We start from the raw sequence: 17,131 nt of genomic DNA, 5'->3' as shown, positions 1-17,131 counted from the left end.
CGAAGAATCTTTTCCAAAGAAATTGTTCAAACTAAAGAATCCTCCTAACGTCGGAATGACAGAAATCACAAGCACAGGTCATTCAGAGCGCAACAAAGTGGAGCGAAGAATCTAATCACATTATTTCTTAATATAGTAAGATGAAAACCTTTGGAACACATAATTACTATGTCTATATTCTATCCAATAAACATAAAACTGTTTTATATATAGGAGTAACAAATAATTTAGAAAATCGCTTATACCAGCATAAAAATCCGGAAGCAAACAGCAAAGCGTTTACCGCAAAATACAATTGTTTTTATCTTATATATTATGAACTTTTCTTTGATATAGATACTGCAATCCAGCGGGAAAAAATAATAAAAGGTTGGTCTAGGCAAAAGAAAGATGATTTAATTACAAATTTCAATCCTTCTTGGAACTTCTTGAACGATAGGATATGAGATTCCTCCTGTGTCGGAATGATACCACTCCGAAATGACAGTCGTATGTGATTCAGAGCGCAACAAAGTGGAGCGAAGAATCTTTAACCTCCAAACTCAATGAGATTTCTCCTTCGTCGAAATGACAAATTTAGAGGAATGACTATTGTAGATTAAATCTTCAACAACAAATTAGGATCCGGGCAGTTTTTAAGAAAAATTTCTAAATCCTCTTTTTTCACCACGCCGGGATAATCTCCGACATTGCCCTGCATATCTTCGATGATCTGAAAATGTAAATGAGGCGCATAATCGCCATTTTCATCATAATCACCTAATTCAGCAATTTTATCACCTTTTTTTATCTCCTTGCCGATCTCCAGGTTATTAAGTGACTCTCGTGATAAATGTCCGTAAAGTGTGAAGAATTTTCGATCCTGTAAATTATGTTCAAGAATAATAGTTGGTCCATAATCGCCAAAATTATCATTATCTCTAAAACTATGGATCTTAGCATCTAAAGGACTAATAATATCGGAAAAAGCAGGAACCCAGATATCAAGCCCAATATGAATATTTCGATTTGCCTCCGTATTATTAAAAAGCTGGCTTCGGTTATATAAAGTTCTCAATTCATTGTATCCTCCATATGCAGCCTTGGATTCTCTGTTCTTTAGATATTCTAAAATGAAAATAGAAAATGCTTCCGAAGAAGCAACTTCAAGTTTCAATAGATCCCGGTTATTTTCAGAAAGGTCTATATATGCGTAATCTTCCTGCTTATACGCCCCTCCAATAACAGGAGTAAAACCGGAAGTCAATTCATTTAAAAAATCAGAAAAACTTTGCATCTCATTTAACTTAAGGAAGCCAAATGTAATATCTATGTTTTAATTTATCAATACATCGCTAAAATTAGCTTTTATAGTGATATTGGAATTTCCTTCCCTGGATTTATTATACCCATTCAGGATCTCATTATCGTACGATTTGGTAGATTTTAATTTCAAACCTGATGGATGTTTTATGGAACTTTGCATTCCATTGAAAGTAAAATTGAAAGCTGTATCCGGAACATTGAGCTCCAGATCACTATTTTCCAGGCTGATATTCAGGGTTTCAAATCCGGCGCCAAGATTATTGATATCCAGCTTACCGAAAGAACCGGTTAAAACCCCGGTTTTCTGAAGTTCATTGATCACCACATCGCTGGAATTTGAATTTAACTTAATACTCACCGCTTTATCAATATTGCAGCTTTTAACGAACTCGGTAGAAAGTACACCATAATCCCAAAAAGCTACTTTTACTGGCGTATAAGATGCTTTTATATGGGTATCCTTTCCCATGATTCGATTAGCTGAAAGCCGACTGTGTGACAGATCGGCTTTCAGGTTTTTTATATTGCTTCCAAGTTTTAATTCTCCGTGACGTACATTCAATTCTAATTTTGCATCCTTCGGAATCTTAAGTTTGATGGTTTTTTTCGATTTTACACCCTTTCCATCTTCCATAATGAAAACGTTGCCTCCACTATTTTCCATTTGAGCTTCAAATTGTTTTCCAAATCGTTCACCCCAGGCTTCCATTTTCTTTCCGAATTCTTCTCCCCAGGCTTCCATATCCTTTTCAAAATCTTTGCCCCAGGCTTCCATTTTCACTTCATATTCCTTTTCCCATTTTTCAGAATTCTTCTCCATGTTCTCAGCCCACTTTTCCATTTTGACTTCATATTCTTTTCCGAATTTCTTTTCGAAATCTGCCTCCCACTTTTCAAGGTATTTGTCGCCATCCTTTTTATAGGCTTCGTAATCGAATTTCATACCTTTCATATCTTCAGCAAATCCAGGCGGAAGTGGATTTTCAGCTATATTGTTCAGAATAGGACCCACAAGATTTTCCATTAAAGGACCCAGCATATCTGGCAACTCATCTAAAGCCGGTTGTAAATGAGACATTGCTATGTCTATTTCTCCCATATCCATACTCCAATTAGAACTGCCCCCTGAATTGATCTTTACTTTTCCATTGGAAGCTGATGTTTCCAGTTTCCACGAATCCAGAATTTTCTTTGTCATTTCCTTGTCACCGGTATCTCCTTCAAGAAAAGCCTCTATTTGCACCTCGTTCTTATCCCAGTTTTCAATGATGATATTCGTATGTCTGGAATCGAGTTCTACATTCACATCTTGCGAAGTTTTATAGTTTTTGCTTAGTTTTTTAGTTTGAGCAAAACTTCCAGCTGTGGTAAAAAGCAGTGACAAAATCACGTATTTAAGCCTGATAGTTCTCATATCTGTTGTCTTTTGATTGTTTAATTTCGTTCAACTTTGTTTTTAATTTTTTAAGGAGATCCAGTCTTAGCTGTAAGTTCGCGATCATCGCTTCAACAGTTTCCTCATTTAAACCGGTATCCTGAATTTCAGCATTCAATGCTATATATTCATCATTCAGGGTTTCCAGTTTCTTCATAAATGCATCTATAAGTTCTTTGTTATTTGGAGTCATTTCCAGCTTGGCCAGCTGAATATTCACACTCGCCATATAATAATCTTCTATTTTTTTGAATTCAGGAGAAACATCGCTCAACCTGTATTCTGTAGTTGACTCTTTCTCTTCTTCTGAAACTTCCTCAGCCGGAGCATCTACCATTTGATTGTTATGCTGAACAGGCAGCTCATTGTTATTGAAGAAAAAGAAAGCACCTATTCCTAGGGCTACAACTATCACAGCTGCTATTTTAAGGAAATCACGATAACCTTGTTTTGATTTTTTCTCAACCGGCAGCGCTTCCTCAAGCCTGGCTTCAAATCTTTTTTGATGACCTTCCCTAAGCTTTTCATTTTCTATATGCTTCTCGCTTCGAAACATCTCTCTAATATCCTGTCCCATTTCTCAATCTTTTTAGTTCTTCCTGTAATTTCTTTTTTCCCCTGTGTACTAACGTCCTGGATGCGACCTGTGTGATATCTAAAATCTCACTTATCTCTTCATGGTCGTAACCTTCTACCAGATATAGCATTAAAGGATATTTATATTTTTCAGGCAGATTCTCCATTTTCTTTTTCACTTCTTCTATGCTCACTTCGTCTTCTATCTGCCAGTTCTCTTCATCTTCAACCGTTCCAAGAGTCTGCTCGTTTATAGCGACTAATTCCAGTTTCTTTGCTTTTAGCTTGTCCAGACATTTATTGATGACAATTCGTTTAAGCCAGGCACCAAAGGTGACCTCTCCGTTAAACTGATGTAATTTTGAGAAGGCTTTTATAAAAGCTTCCTGCATTGCATCCTCTGCCTCCATCGTATCTTGCATAAATCGCAATGCCACATAATACATCCCGTCACAATATTTGTTGTACAGCTGCAACTGAGCCCTTCGGCTATTTTGCTTGCAAGCTTCTATTAGCTTATGCTGTATCAATTTAATTGGTTTTTGATGGGTTAGTTCATTTTAAAGACGAGACTAATATCCTCGCGTTGCAAAAAATCATAAATTTTTTTTCATCTGGATCTAATTTATACCTTTTATATGATGAGATGCGATTTAACTTTAGACAATCTCTTGAAGATACCTGTTTATTAAATCTTACTACATTTGAATTGAAGTTATGGCGAGGTTTTTGAAAAAAGACTATAAAACAAATTATGAACAAAAATCTTAAACTTATACTGAAGATTGGAGGAATCCTTGCTTTGCTAGGGCTTATCGTCATGTTCATCTTAAGATATACCACGAAAGCACATAGCCCCGAGGAAATAATAACTTATGAGCAGGATGGGTTAAAATTAGAAGTTTTTTATAACAGGCCTTATAAAAAAGACAGGCGTATCTTCGGAAATCTTGTTCCATATAACGAAGTATGGAGAACCGGTGCTAACGAGGCCACTACTTTTGAAACAAATCAGGATATTCTAGTGGACGGAAGTCTTTTAGAGGCCGGAAAATACACCTTATGGACTATTCCTATGGAAAATAGCTGGAAAATAATGTTCAATTCAAAAATGTATCCCTGGGGTATTAACATGAACGAAGAAGCTTACCGTGATCCACAATTCGACTCCCTCGTGCTGGAAAGACCTGTAGAAGAAATAAATAAAGAACTGGAACAGTTCACCATTTTTTTTGAAGAAAACGGGGAATTTGTTAATATGGTGCTTGCCTGGGATGACACCAGTATTCGTATTCCCATAAAAGAAGAAGAGGCACCAGTTGGCACCTCTTCAATCTAAACAAAATCAAATTTTATTCGTCTAAAAGTAGGTTTAGACTAACATCTATATTATCTCTTGTCGCTCTGGAATAAGGACAGATCTCATGAGCTTCGTTTACAAGTTTTTCACCTGTTTCCACATCAACTCCTGGAATGTAAGAATCCAGAATAGCAGTTAACTGAAGATTTCCTGAATCTGTCTGGCCAAGTTTTACCGTAGCGGTCACACTATAATCTCCAAGCTCTACCTTATGCTTTTTAGCTACTTCTTCCAGTGCACTACCATAACAGGCAGAATAGCCTGCAGCAAATAATTGCTCAGGGTTTGAATAATCGCCACCCGGACCACCAAGGCCCTCCGGCTTTTTAAGTTCCATATCTAAAATACCATCTTCACTACGAGTGTGACCATTACGACCACCGTGCGTAGTTACTTTAGTTTTATACAGGTTTTTCATTGCGTGAAATAATTTAAGTAATTTAGTTTGCTTCAATATACCAAGCATTTAATGATGCCTGAAACACGATTTCATAAATTTGTCATAAATATTCAACCTAATTTTGAGTAAAGAACAGCAAAAATCAGCCTTAAGCGAGTCTGGAAGCAAACCCGCCTCTAAAAATATAAGTGCAGAATCTGCGAAAAAGATTAGAAGTTTCAGGAGAAATAAATCTTCTGAAAAGGATTTTTTGAAGGATTTGCTGAACGGAAGCAAAACAGCGCTGGGAAGAGGCATTACCCTGATTGAAAGCAACCAGAAAACCCATCAAAAACAGGCAGAATCTTTAATTGAAGGTGCTTTGCCTCACGCACATAAATCCATTAGGATTGGAATTACAGGCGTTCCTGGTGTAGGCAAAAGTACATTTATTGAGAGTTTTGGTTCTTATTTGATAGAACAGGGAAAGAAAGTGGCTGTTCTTGCCGTAGATCCCAGTAGTTCTGTTTCTCACGGTAGTATTTTGGGAGATAAAACAAGAATGGAAAAACTCGTAACTGAAAAAAATGCTTTCATAAGGCCTTCCCCCAGCGGCGATTCCCTTGGTGGCGTAGCTCGAAAAACAAGGGAAAGTATTATCCTTTGCGAGGCAGCGGGATTTGATGTCATTCTTATTGAAACCGTAGGGGTTGGACAAAGTGAAACCACCGTCCATAGTATGACCGATTTCTTTTTATTATTAAAACTTGCCGGCGCCGGTGATGAACTTCAGGGAATTAAAAGAGGTATCGTGGAAATGGCAGATGCTATCGTCATTAATAAAGCCGATGGAGAAAATCAGAAAGCAGCGAGGGACGCTAAAATGGAATTTAATCGCGCATTACACTTATATCCTCCAAAAGAAAGTGAATGGAAACCGAAAGTAAAACTTTGCAGCGCCTTATACAATGAAGGAGTTCCGGATATTTGGGAAATGATTACTGAATTTAAGGCGAAAGTAGATGAAAATGGCCACTTTCAGCACAATAGACAGGAGCAGAATAAATTTTGGTTATATCAAACCATCAATGATTATTTGAAAAGCAGGTTCTACGATGATCCTAAGATCAAAACTGCCTTAAAAGAACAATTAAAGCTTATTGAAAATAATAAAACTACGGCTTTCGCTGCCGCAAAATATTTATTAAGCCTGGCTTAGATCTTTCTTTTAGAATTTTAAGAAATAGCTTTCTAAACAATTATTAAAACCTTCAATATGACTTTTTTTAAATTCTTTAATTTATAGAGACTTATTATTTCAGAAATCATTGTGATTTATCTTCAATGGCTTATCGAAAATTTATTATGAATTTTGAAGTGAAACCAGCGCAAAATTTTAGGCTGTTTAAGCGGAACTAATTTTAGTATATGCTAGAATCACCCTCGCGAGTTCCTAAAATTTAGGTGAAAAATAAATTCAAATAATTTTTCGGAAGCCTAGATTTTTTTGGTTACTTTTTTCATCAATGGAAAAAAGTAACAAACACAAGATTTAGGATGATATTATTTTTTTCGTCAGAAATTTTCTGAGAAGATGAAATAGATATCCGAAAACAGCACCTATAAACATACCCGTCACAACATCCCCCGGATAATGTACACCAAGATATATCCTGCTGTAAGACACTACTACGGCCCAAATTAAAAGAAATACAAATAGTTTAGGATAATGTTTTCTAAAAAGGAGACTTAAAAAAACTGCCACTCCGGTAGAGTTTGCTGCATGAGCAGAGAAATATCCAAATCTGCCACATCTTTCTGCCACGTATCTGGCATATTCCATCACGCCTTCCTGCCTGCAGGGCCTTGGTCTTTCAAACCCATGTTTGAAGATATTGGCTAATTGATCTGTAGCGGTAATCAATAAAGTAACTACCACCATGGTGATCAAAGTTGGTTTCCAGCCGAATTTTCTGAAGATAAGATATAGCAAAAGCGCATATAAGGGAATGGCCATCCATTTGTCACTTATCGCGATCCATAACCAGTCCCAGGTTTCTGAACCAAGATTATTTAGGAATAAGAAAAGTTCCCTGTCTAATTCGGCTAATTTCCCCATTTAACTGTCTTCGTATCGATTTACCTCACGGTCGTAAAATTCATTTGCCTGGGTGATCAAAGATTCAGCTTCGCTTGAAAGCTCTTTTTCATCATCTTTATCAAAATCTTCCAGCCATTCCACCTCATCATCCTTCAGATCAATGATAAAACGTGGAAATTCAGTATGAATCACAAAAATTGATTCGGGAAGATCTGTGTTGTCTCCTAATATAAATTTTGGAAGCTCCATATAACTATGCTATTAAGGTTTCTTTTGTCCTGATTAATTTTCGGCTTAAATAATTAAAGCGGAAATATAACAATATTGCCGAGGATGTCAAGCCTGCAAGCAATCCCAACCATATTCCCATACTGCCTAATTCATCTGCCTGTCCGAAATAAAAACTGACCGGAAAGCCGATGATCCAGTAAGAAATAAAGCAAATAACGGTGGGTATTTTCACATCCTGCAAACCTCTTAAGGCCCCCAGAATCACCACCTGAATCCCGTCACTAAGCTGAAATAATGCCGCGATGACAAGCAGTTGGGATGCTAATGAAATTACTTCAATATTGTCTATATAGAAAACCGGCAAAATATCCTTCAGCAGAATGAAGAGAATTGCAAAAACGGCTTCAATCAAGAAGACCAGTAAGAAAATAGAATATCCAATCCTCCTTAATTCCCTGTAGCGTTTTAATCCTACCTGGTTACCTACCCGAATAGTCGCAGTTACGCCAAGACCTACTGCGATCATAAAAGTCATGGAGGCAAGGTTTAAAGCGATTTGATTGGCCGCCTGCGGATTGGTACCAAGATTCCCCGCCAAAAAAATAGTTCCGGTAAAAATGGCGACTTCAAAGAGCATTTGTAAAGCTGTTGGAAAACCAAGGGAGAGTATTCTTTTAAAAACAGACCACTTGATCATTTCTTTTTTAGACCACTTAAAATATTCTATGAATTTTGACTTTCGCCTTAAAATCTCCCAAACAAACCAAAGCATAAAGAATCTTGAAATAAGCGTACCCCAGGCCGCACCTTCCAGTTCCAGTCTCGGGAAAAACCAGATTCCGTAGATCAATAAATAATTGAAAACCACATTCACTACATTGGCCAAAATCGTGGCATACATAGCGTACCGGGTTTGAGAAAGTCCGTCGGCGAACTGTTTAAAAGCCTGGAACGCCATTAAAGGAAGCATGGAAAAAGCTACAATATTAAGATAAGGGATGGCGAGTTCTACCACTTCAGCCGGCTGATCCAGGTAATAGAGCACCGGTTTGGCGATAAGCAGAAGTATAAAAAGTAATAACCCATTGATGCTGCTAAGAATGAGTCCGTGATGGAAATAGCTTCTACCACCTTCAAGATCATCTGCGCCGTCAGCTTCTGCAATTAAAGGCGTAATAGCAAAAGAGAAACCAATTCCCATTGACATGGCGATAAAAACCAGGGCATTCCCTAAAGAAACTGCTGCCAGCGGGGCAGCTCCCAATCTACCTATCATAAGGTTATCTACCAAACCTACCATCACATGACCTAACTGACCGAGCATCACGGGATAAGCGATATTAAGGTTCTTCCGAAATTCTTTGGTGTAGGCTGTAAGCTGCAAAACTAAATTTTAAGTTTGCAAAGGTAGAAGCTTTAGATTTCTTTTAAAGTGATAATCCCTAAATTCTTCAGTCGAATGATCAATCCAGGATCTCTGTAGTTTCCTTGCTTATATTATTAAAACCATATTTATCTACCAGGTACACCAGGGAAGCCATTGTAGCAGCACCTAATTCCAGTTCTCTCTTATTAACTTTATCAAAAGTATCGTTTGCAGCATGGTGATAATCAAAATAACGCTGTGAATCTGGCCTTAAACCTGCTAAAACGGTATTACCACCTTCCAGCGGACCTATATCGGCACCACTTCCCCCCTGTTCAAAATAATGGACAAGGTAAGGTTTGAACAAATTTTTCCAGGCAAGCACTTTATCGAACTGCGCATCTGTAGCCATAAAACTAAAACCCCGGGGAGTAAAACCACCTGCATCACTCTCCAATGCAAAAACATGATTTTCATTCTTCGATTTTGCGACCTCAGCATATTTATTCCCTCCACGAAGTCCGTTTTCTTCATTCATAAAAAGCACTACTCGAAGCGTTTTTTTAGGTTTATAGCCAATCTCTTTAAAAAGCCTAAGCACTTCCATAGATTGCACAACACCGGCGCCATCATCGTGAGCACCATCGCCCAGATCCCATGAATCCAGGTGACCTCCTACAACCATAATTTCTTTTGGTTGTTCTGAACCGGTTATTTCACCTATAACATTATAAGACTCAACATCTTCATGCAGTTCACAACTCATTTTAAAATATAATTCCAGGTCTTTCTGAACTTTTAGAATTCCGCTTAAATATTGAGCATCATTGGTAGAAATCGCGGCTGCCGGAATCCTCTTATCTTTTGGAGTATCACCATAACTCATAGCGCCAGTATGCGGAAAATCATCCATTCGTAAGTTCATAGACCTTACGATGACTCCAACAGCACCATATTTTGCAGCCTCCTCTGCACCTGAGTAACGCTGATCCACACAACCGCCATAAGCTTCAAAAGTCTGAATATGATCGGCACGCATAGGTCTGTTATAGAATACAATTTTTCCTTCAATCTGTTCCCGGCCATATTCTTTTAGCTGTTCTAATCCCTGTACTTCAATCACCTTGGCCTTTGTTCCTCCGGCAGGAGTGGCAATAGAACCACCAAGCGCAGTGATATTGACATTTCGTGTAACGCCCGGGGCGGTTTGCACATAAGCAAACTCCCTTTCTCCACGCGTCCACTTTGGAACCATCACCGGTTGCAACCATACTTTATCCAATCCAAGCTTTTCAAGTTCTACTTTGGTATATTCTACGGCTTGCTGCGCACTAAATGATCCGGACAATCTTCCTCCAATCTCATTAGATAAATGGTCTAACCACTCATAACTCTTCCCATTAAGAAGAGACATGTCGTAAATTTTTCTAATATTAAGAGAATCAGATGTGGAATTGTTCTGACCAAAGGCCATAATTCCAGAAAAAATTAGAATAAAAGTGAAATAAAATGACTTCATGAAAAATAATTTTGCCGCTAAATAACGGCATTTTTTTCATTTATGCGAAGCCTGGTTAATTCTTTTCCTTTTTCAAATCTTCCCTATAGGTATCGAGATTCTTTTTAATCTCAGGATCCAATTCCGGCTCTTTAATATCTTTGTATTTGATTAATTCTTCGTAGAGAATTTTAGCAACTAAATACCTGGCGGTAGCTTTATCATCTGCCGGAATCACATACCAGGGAGCTTTCTCTGTAGAAGTTTTGTTAATAGCATCCTGATAACATTTTTGATAATCGTTCCACAATTCCCGCTCTTTAAGATCACCCGGAGAAAATTTCCAGTTTTTGCTCGGCTTATTCAATCTTCTTAAAAGCCGTTGACGCTGTTCTTCTTTAGAAAGGTGCAGAAAGAATTTAAATATGATGGTGCCATTTTCAGCAATATGATCTTCAAAATTCCGAATCTGTTCAAATCTTTTGTTCCAGAATTCTTCCGTGATATCCCCGGTGCTATCTATTGCGGGTAAATTCTCACTCAAAATATATTCTGGATGCACCCTGGTCACCAGCACATTTTCATAATGGGTGCGATTAAAAACACCAAATTTTCCTCGTTCTGGCAATGCGATATAGTGCCTCCACAAATAATCATGCTTTAGCTCTTTTTCCGAAGGAACTTTAAAACTATGTACTACCACTCCCCTACTATTGAAATCTTTAAAAACTTCTCTTATCAAACTATCTTTTCCGGAAGTATCTGTTCCCTGCAAACATATAAGCACCGCATATTTTCCATGAGCATATAACTTATCCTGCCAGTCCCCAAGATCTTTTCTAATTTCTTTCATTTCACCCTTTATCCTTTCTTCTGAAGCGCCAAGATCTATTTTAGTCTTTGTCTGGGAGAGCTCTGTACTTCCTGCCACCTTCAATGCGGAATGGTCTATTTGTTTCATATCTTCAATGTATCTACAATTAAATATACAATCTTTATAAGAGTTAATTTTTTTATCTTCGCAGCAAATAATTTTTCAGCTTGGACAAACTTGAAAGGAAAGACATCATAGATAAGGTTACCACACTTTTAAAAGAAATTCCATCTTCTATGGATATCGTAAAAAAGGGAGGAAATAGGGATAAAAGATTTCAATATCTCGCTACCCACATGGTAGATAAAGCGATTGAAAAAGATGCGCTTATCGTTTCTGAAAACCGCCAGGGTGTTGCCATCCTTTTTAAGACCAGTAAGAATGATGATAATATCTGGAAAGATCTTTGGGCGCAACTTAAACTTGTTGCAAATGTTACCGGAGTTAAAAATGCGCTACAGATTCTAAGAACTCAAAAATATATCAAAAATCAGCGTCCTCAGGAGGGAGAATATCTTTATTGCTGGTTTTGGGGTATTTTAAAAGACTATCGCGGTGCAGATACGCAGGTAGGAAAAGAAATGAAGGATGTTTTCTTCAGAACCGCACACGATACCGGCCTGGAATTATATGCTGAAACCCGCGGAAGAACAAATGCCATCGTATACCAACGGGTGGGTTTTGAACTTTTTCATGAATGGGACCACCCTAGCGGGGATACCATGTATTTTCTAAAATATAATCCTAAGAATCCCCGAAATAAAAGACCTTAGAAACGGCTTCCGAAAAGTTTTACATCTTCATCGGTAATCTCTTTTCCGCCAAGGATAAATAATCGTTCCACCACATTTCTTAGTTCCCGAACGTTTCCGCGCCATTCGCTTTCTTTTAAAACCTGTATCGCATCTTCAGTAAACTCCTTTTTGTTGGTGCCCTGCTCCTGGGCGATCTTTTCACTGAAATAATCAACCAATAGAGGAATATCTTCTTTTCGATCTTTTAAAGCCGGCACTTCAATAAGGATCACGGCAAGCCTATGATAAAGATCCTCCCTGAAATTATTCTCTTCGATTTCTTTCTTAAGATCCTTATTCGTAGCCGCAACTACTCTAACATCTACCTTAATATCCTTGTCGCTACCTACTCTAGAAATTCTATTTTCCTGAAGCGCCCTTAAAACCTTCGCCTGGGCTGAAAGGCTCATATCGCCAATTTCATCCAGAAAGATCGTTCCTTTATTTGCTGCCTCAAACTTCCCTGCCCTGTCTTTATTAGCGGAAGTAAAAGCTCCTTTCACATGGCCAAAAAGTTCACTTTCGATCAATTCTGAAGGGATGGCAGCACAATTAACCTCTACCATAGGTCCTTTAGAACGATCACTTTTTTGATGAAGCCAATGAGCTACCAATTCTTTTCCCGTACCATTGGGACCAGTGATTAGAACACGCGCATCGGTATGCGCAACCTTTTCAATCATATCCTTGATATTCTGAATTGCTTCAGATTCACCAATCATCTGGTAGTTCTTGCTCACCTTCTTTTTAAGCCTTGTGTTTTCTACCACAAGCTCCTTTCGGTCTAAAGCGTTACGAACCGTATTTAAAAGTCGGTTTAGATCTGGCGGTTTAGAAATATAATCGAAAGCTCCAATTTTCATGGTATTCACTGCAGTATCCAGATCACCATGACCGGAGATCATAACCACCGGAATTTCCGGTTTTATCTTTTTCACAGCCTCCAACACCTCAACACCATCCATTTTTGGCATTTTTATATCACACAGAATAAGGTCAAAATCTTCATTTTTCACCAATTCCATACCTTCCAATCCATCTTCGGCTTCGGTAACATGATAATCTTTGCTTTCTTCAGTAAGAATTTTATTTAAAACCCTCCTAATCGATGCTTCGTCTTCTATTAATAAAATTTTTGCCATTATAGTATCGTAAATTTTAATCCGCTTCTAACGTAAAATGTATTTGTATCGTTTATAGTATAAACATCATTTCTATCTACATCCCTAAATCGTATATCATTTATTAAAGTATGCCCGCCATATAGATAGAATTTCAAGTGTTCAGTAAGCATGAATTCATATCCCAAACCACTCAAAAGAATGGTCATGGACATACTTTCTGCGAGCTTATCATTATTCTCAATTTCAGGAGTGGTATCAAAGTTATTCTGAACATTTGAGAAAAAACCATCCAGGGTCACAAAAAACTGGGCTTCATGTCTGTCATCAAAATAATACTTTAAATTGGATTTTGGGGTGCCTAGCATATAAGACCATTTTTCGTCCCATCTTTTATAATAATTTACAATAGGTAGCGGAAAGGGAAAACCGGTAGTTGTAGAATACTGAAGACCCAGAATGAGTCTCCAGGGCTCGTAATATCTATCGTCTTCTTTTATTTTGATAAAAAAAACCGCGCCGGTATAAATGAGATCATCTTTCAAAATATCTCCGCGATCAAAATTTGAGGCTATTTTCACCCCGCCCTGAGCTCCAAACCTCCAGATTTCATCCATTTTAAAGGTATATCCCAATGTAGCCGTAAAGCTTTGAAATCGATCTAAATCTCCTGTATTGAACAATTCAGGATCATCATATTTAAAATGAACGTTTCTATATTCAAGGCCAGGAATTAAATAGGAGCCTTCTTTTTTCAATGATATAGGAAAAGCTACCTGTGCCCTTGACCTTCTAAAGGAATTATCTGAATTTTTCTGTGGAAAGTAAGTATACTCCAACCTGGCCAGATCTGTAGACTGGCAAAAGGAATTTATACTGAATCCTAAAAGAATAAGAAAAATAAGTCTTTTATGCATCATCAGTCAATTCTTCATTGCTTCCTGTTTCCCTGGGATAAAACATATGGACATCCCTTTGTGGGAATGGAATGGTGATATTATTCAATCTAAACTTATGATTGATTTTAAATCGTAATTCACTCTTCACTTTGGGATCTACGAAACTATCTGAAATATAAAAATGTAATCCGAATAACAAAGCTGAATCCCCAAAGTCTTCAAAAAGCACAAAAGGTTCAGGCTTCTTTAAAATTCCTTTTTGCTCCCTGGTACACTCCAGTAGAACCTCTCTCACTTTCTCAATATCACTTCCGTAGGAAACTCCAACTTTAACAGCTTCCCTGGTGGTTTTATGGTTTTGGGTATAATTATAAACGGTATCACTAATAAATTTATGATTGGGAATGATCATTACTTTATCATCCCGGGTAAGCGCTCTTGTAGTTCTGAGTTTTATTTCAAAGACACGAGCTACTCTCCCTTCCAGTTCAATAACATCTCCAACCAGTAAGGATTTATCTAAAATTATAAAAATACCCCCAATAACGTCCTGAAATAATTCCTGTAAGGCAAGTCCAAGACCTACAAACAAGGCGGCAGAAGCAGTTAAAAGTATGGTAACATCCACACCTGCCGAGCTTAAGGTTATGAGAATTACAGTGAGATAAACAAAATATTTAATGAACTTAAATACACTAATGAACTTTAGCTTATCTTCTTCTAAGAGTTTTGAGGTTATAAAAGATCTTATCACCCGTAAAACTACACTGGTTAAAAGAAAAGCAAGTACCACCAGAACTATTAATCCTACCGTAATTTTTACTTCTTCGTTACTAATAGTATAACTAAAACCAGCATTCCAAAACTCTTTTATGAGACCCCAGATATCCTGCTCAATAACCTCTGTAACTTTTTCTTTAGTTGTTTGATCCTGCATACTTAATATTTGAGCCATTTATACAGTTCTTTATAACTGGGCTTCTTGCCATACATCAAAATTCCTACGCGATAAATCTTAGCCGACAACCATAAAACTCCAAAATTTGTGGCAATTAATATAATTATGGAAGCGGTAATTTCCCACCATGGCACTCCAAAAGGAATTCTCATTAACATTACTATAGGAGACGTTAAGGGAATTATAGAGAAAATAGTAGAAACCGTTCCATGTGGGTTCTCAACTACAGAAAAGAATCCAACGTAAATCCCAAGAATTAGCGGAAGAATAATAGGAAACATGAATTGTTGTGTATCTGTTTCACTATCTACTGCAGCACCAATCGCCGCATATATCGCACTATACAAGAAATACCCTCCAATAAAATAGATAACGAAGAAGGTAAGTAAACTTGCATAAGGCAGCTTGAGAATATCTACCACCAGCTGATTGATCTCCGGTCTTGCTGCATTCTCTATAGCTGCTGAGGCCGGGGATTGTGCTGCAGCAGGATCGATCCCTAAAAATGAGGAAATTCCCAGCAGGAGAACACTTCCTAAAATTACCCAAACCGTAAATTGGGTTATCCCGGCCAATGAAGTTCCAAGAACCTTTCCCAACAATAACTGAAATGGTTTTACTGAAGAAACGATAATTTCAATAATTCGGTTGGTTTTTTCTTCGATCACACTTCGCATTACCATATTACCATAAATAATGATGAACATCATTAAAAGATAACCTGCTGCGCCTCCAAAAAACATCTTGATATAATTAGACATTTTAGAGCTTCGCTCTCCGGAAAAATTCTGGATCTGCACACTTACATCGGCACGTGCTTTATCAATTTCAGAAACATCAATTCCTTTTGCGATAAGCTGCTCCCTGGTTAATTTATCTGAAATGGTTTTTTCAATATTTTCAATAGTTCCAAAACCCGGAGTGTCTTTTCCTAAAAATTCGATATTAGCTGGTTTACCTGTAATTCTATCTAATTCTGAAATATGGATCAGGCCAAAATATTCATTATCCAGCACCTCCTGACGGGCGATTTCAAGCTCTTTTTCGGAATAATCTAAATACTGTACCTGTTCACCATCCTTGAATTCGGCTGCAAACATGCCACTCTCATCATGAATACCTATAATCTTCTGTTCCGTACTATTCAGCATACTTAAATAGGCTATAAGCAGGATCATCCCCACGAAGATCAACGGACTCAAAAAAGTCATGACAATAAAGGTCTTATTTTTGACCCTCGCCATATATTCCCGGTTAATGATAAGTTTTAGATTACGCATGTTGAGTCACGGTTTTAATAAAAATATCGTTCACAGAAGGAATCACCTCCACAAAATGATTGATTCTGGCCCGGCTGAGTAAGAACTGAATCAAATCGTTGGAAGATTCATTATTCTTTAATTTAATCGTTAGTTTTAAATCGTTCTGAATACTTTTAAATTTCGCTGGTCCTACCGTAAAACGATCTTCCAGCTCACGTTTTAGGGTAGGTTCGTCTACGGCATCCAGCCCCACTTCAAAAGTATTTGATTTGTATTGCTTTTTTATATCTGAAACCTTGCCGTCTAAAAGCTTATTGGATTTATGGATCAAAGCAATATATTCACAAAGTTCTTCAACGCTTTCCATACGATGGGTTGAAAATAAAATCGTAGCTCCCTCTTCTTTTAACTGTAGAATTTCGTCTTTTATAAGGTTTGCATTTACCGGATCAAAACCACTAAAGGGCTCATCAAAAATGAGCAATTTCGGCCTGTGCAAAACGGTAATGACAAATTGTACTTTTTGCGCCATCCCTTTAGAAAGTTCCTGTATCTTTTTATCCCACCAACCTTCAATTTCCAGTTTCTTGAACCAAAATTGCAGCCTTTCCTTTGCTTCAGCTTTAGACAATCCTTTAAGCCTGGCAAGATAAAGCGCCTGCTCCCCCACTTTCATGGATTTATAAAGCCCCCTTTCTTCCGGAAGGTATCCAATATGGGCGATATCATCTGGATGAAGCGGCCTGCCTCCAAGGTAAATCTTACCTTCATCGGGCATGGTAATTTGGTTGATAATTCGGAGCAAAGTGGTCTTTCCTGCGCCATTGGGACCTAATAGACCAAATATACTTTCTTTAGGGATATTTATTGAAACGTTATTGAGTGCAGTGAAATTTCCGAAGCGTTTATAAATATTTTCCGCAACCAAAAGATTTTCCATATAGCGAATTGTAGAAGTGTTAAAGATATATA

General features: G+C 37.6%; 19 protein-coding genes. 4 read left to right on the top strand and 15 right to left on the bottom strand.

What is annotated here, in order from left to right:
* Positions 1 to 140 precede the first annotated feature (140 nt).
* Positions 141 to 446: a GIY-YIG nuclease family protein gene (locus Q1K34_RS08260; RefSeq protein WP_300437072.1), complete on the top strand. Its 306-nt coding sequence runs from the start codon at positions 141 to 143 to the stop codon at positions 444 to 446.
* Between the two features lie 152 nt (positions 447 to 598).
* Here Q1K34_RS08260 and Q1K34_RS08255 read toward each other — a convergent pair whose 3' ends face one another.
* The 4 genes from Q1K34_RS08255 to Q1K34_RS08240 are packed head-to-tail and all read right to left on the bottom strand — an operon-like array spanning position 599 to position 3,846.
* On the bottom strand, positions 599 to 1,276 hold the full coding sequence (locus Q1K34_RS08255) for a peptidoglycan DD-metalloendopeptidase family protein (protein ID WP_300437069.1): 678 nt from the start codon (positions 1,274 to 1,276) through the stop codon (positions 599 to 601).
* Positions 1,277 to 1,315: 39 nt separating this feature from the next.
* Positions 1,316 to 2,719, bottom strand: coding sequence for a hypothetical protein (locus Q1K34_RS08250; RefSeq protein ID WP_300437067.1), 1,404 nt, complete (start codon positions 2,717 to 2,719; stop codon positions 1,316 to 1,318).
* Positions 2,700 to 3,317: a hypothetical protein gene (locus tag Q1K34_RS08245; protein ID WP_300437065.1), complete on the bottom strand. Its 618-nt coding sequence runs from the start codon at positions 3,315 to 3,317 to the stop codon at positions 2,700 to 2,702. Before Q1K34_RS08245 ends, Q1K34_RS08250 begins: the two co-directional genes overlap by 20 nt.
* Positions 3,301 to 3,846 carry a sigma-70 family RNA polymerase sigma factor gene (locus Q1K34_RS08240; protein WP_300437064.1) on the bottom strand — a complete coding sequence of 182 codons (546 nt, stop codon included), beginning with the start codon at positions 3,844 to 3,846 and terminating at the stop codon, positions 3,301 to 3,303. The genes Q1K34_RS08245 and Q1K34_RS08240 overlap by 17 nt, the downstream gene beginning before the upstream one ends.
* Before the next feature lie 224 nt (positions 3,847 to 4,070).
* Here Q1K34_RS08240 and Q1K34_RS08235 point away from each other — a divergent pair, with 224 nt between their 5' ends.
* Positions 4,071 to 4,655, top strand: a complete 585-nt coding sequence (locus tag Q1K34_RS08235) for a DUF2911 domain-containing protein (RefSeq protein WP_300437062.1) — start codon at positions 4,071 to 4,073, stop codon at positions 4,653 to 4,655.
* Between the two features lie 13 nt (positions 4,656 to 4,668).
* On the opposite strand, the gene Q1K34_RS08230 is transcribed toward Q1K34_RS08235, so the two are convergent.
* Positions 4,669 to 5,094: an organic hydroperoxide resistance protein gene (locus Q1K34_RS08230; RefSeq protein ID WP_300437060.1), complete on the bottom strand. Its 426-nt coding sequence runs from the start codon at positions 5,092 to 5,094 to the stop codon at positions 4,669 to 4,671.
* A gap of 103 nt (positions 5,095 to 5,197) precedes the next feature.
* Here Q1K34_RS08230 and meaB point away from each other — a divergent pair, with 103 nt between their 5' ends.
* The gene (gene meaB / locus Q1K34_RS08225) at positions 5,198 to 6,274 is read left to right on the top strand and encodes a methylmalonyl Co-A mutase-associated GTPase MeaB (protein WP_300437057.1); all 1,077 of its coding nucleotides are present in this window, start codon (positions 5,198 to 5,200) and stop codon (positions 6,272 to 6,274) included.
* Between the two features lie 333 nt (positions 6,275 to 6,607).
* Here meaB and Q1K34_RS08220 read toward each other — a convergent pair whose 3' ends face one another.
* The 5 genes from Q1K34_RS08220 to Q1K34_RS08200 form a co-directional block, all read right to left on the bottom strand.
* Positions 6,608 to 7,174, bottom strand: a complete 567-nt coding sequence (locus tag Q1K34_RS08220) for a phosphatase PAP2 family protein (protein WP_300437054.1) — start codon at positions 7,172 to 7,174, stop codon at positions 6,608 to 6,610.
* Complete coding sequence (locus Q1K34_RS08215; protein ID WP_229340234.1) at positions 7,175 to 7,405, bottom strand: hypothetical protein; 231 nt, start codon at positions 7,403 to 7,405, stop codon at positions 7,175 to 7,177.
* Positions 7,406 to 7,409: 4 nt separating this feature from the next.
* Positions 7,410 to 8,771 carry an MATE family efflux transporter gene (locus tag Q1K34_RS08210; RefSeq protein ID WP_300437048.1) on the bottom strand — a complete coding sequence of 454 codons (1,362 nt, stop codon included), beginning with the start codon at positions 8,769 to 8,771 and terminating at the stop codon, positions 7,410 to 7,412.
* 79 nt (positions 8,772 to 8,850) lie between these two features.
* Positions 8,851 to 10,272: a M20/M25/M40 family metallo-hydrolase gene (locus Q1K34_RS08205; RefSeq protein ID WP_300437045.1), complete on the bottom strand. Its 1,422-nt coding sequence runs from the start codon at positions 10,270 to 10,272 to the stop codon at positions 8,851 to 8,853.
* Between the two features lie 55 nt (positions 10,273 to 10,327).
* Positions 10,328 to 11,212 carry a PPK2 family polyphosphate kinase gene (locus Q1K34_RS08200; protein ID WP_300437042.1) on the bottom strand — a complete coding sequence of 295 codons (885 nt, stop codon included), beginning with the start codon at positions 11,210 to 11,212 and terminating at the stop codon, positions 10,328 to 10,330.
* An 80-nt stretch (positions 11,213 to 11,292) separates the two neighbouring features.
* On the opposite strand from Q1K34_RS08200, the gene Q1K34_RS08195 reads away from it, so the two are divergent.
* The gene (locus Q1K34_RS08195; RefSeq protein ID WP_300437039.1) at positions 11,293 to 11,898 is read left to right on the top strand and encodes a hypothetical protein; all 606 of its coding nucleotides are present in this window, start codon (positions 11,293 to 11,295) and stop codon (positions 11,896 to 11,898) included.
* Here Q1K34_RS08195 and Q1K34_RS08190 read toward each other — a convergent pair.
* From Q1K34_RS08190 to Q1K34_RS08170, 5 genes are read right to left on the bottom strand one after another with little or no spacing between them, the layout of a single operon-like run.
* A complete protein-coding gene (locus Q1K34_RS08190) occupies positions 11,895 to 13,061 on the bottom strand; it encodes a sigma-54 dependent transcriptional regulator (protein ID WP_300437037.1) in 1,167 nt (388 codons plus the stop codon). The two genes, Q1K34_RS08195 and Q1K34_RS08190, sit on opposite strands and share 4 nt — an antisense overlap.
* Complete coding sequence (locus tag Q1K34_RS08185; protein WP_300437035.1) at positions 13,061 to 13,960, bottom strand: DUF6268 family outer membrane beta-barrel protein; 900 nt, start codon at positions 13,958 to 13,960, stop codon at positions 13,061 to 13,063. Before Q1K34_RS08185 ends, Q1K34_RS08190 begins: the two co-directional genes overlap by 1 nt.
* Positions 13,950 to 14,894 carry a mechanosensitive ion channel domain-containing protein gene (locus tag Q1K34_RS08180; RefSeq protein ID WP_300437033.1) on the bottom strand — a complete coding sequence of 315 codons (945 nt, stop codon included), beginning with the start codon at positions 14,892 to 14,894 and terminating at the stop codon, positions 13,950 to 13,952. Before Q1K34_RS08180 ends, Q1K34_RS08185 begins: the two co-directional genes overlap by 11 nt.
* Positions 14,879 to 16,177, bottom strand: a complete 1,299-nt coding sequence (locus Q1K34_RS08175; protein WP_300437031.1) for an ABC transporter permease — start codon at positions 16,175 to 16,177, stop codon at positions 14,879 to 14,881. Before Q1K34_RS08175 ends, Q1K34_RS08180 begins: the two co-directional genes overlap by 16 nt.
* A complete protein-coding gene (locus tag Q1K34_RS08170; RefSeq protein ID WP_300437029.1) occupies positions 16,170 to 17,099 on the bottom strand; it encodes an ATP-binding cassette domain-containing protein in 930 nt (309 codons plus the stop codon). Before Q1K34_RS08170 ends, Q1K34_RS08175 begins: the two co-directional genes overlap by 8 nt.
* Positions 17,100 to 17,131 lie beyond the last annotated feature (32 nt).

This window comes from Christiangramia sp. (genome assembly GCF_029937855.1).
GTDB lineage: Bacteria > Bacteroidota > Bacteroidia > Flavobacteriales > Flavobacteriaceae > Christiangramia.
This window is presented reverse-complemented; position numbering and strand designations above follow the sequence as displayed.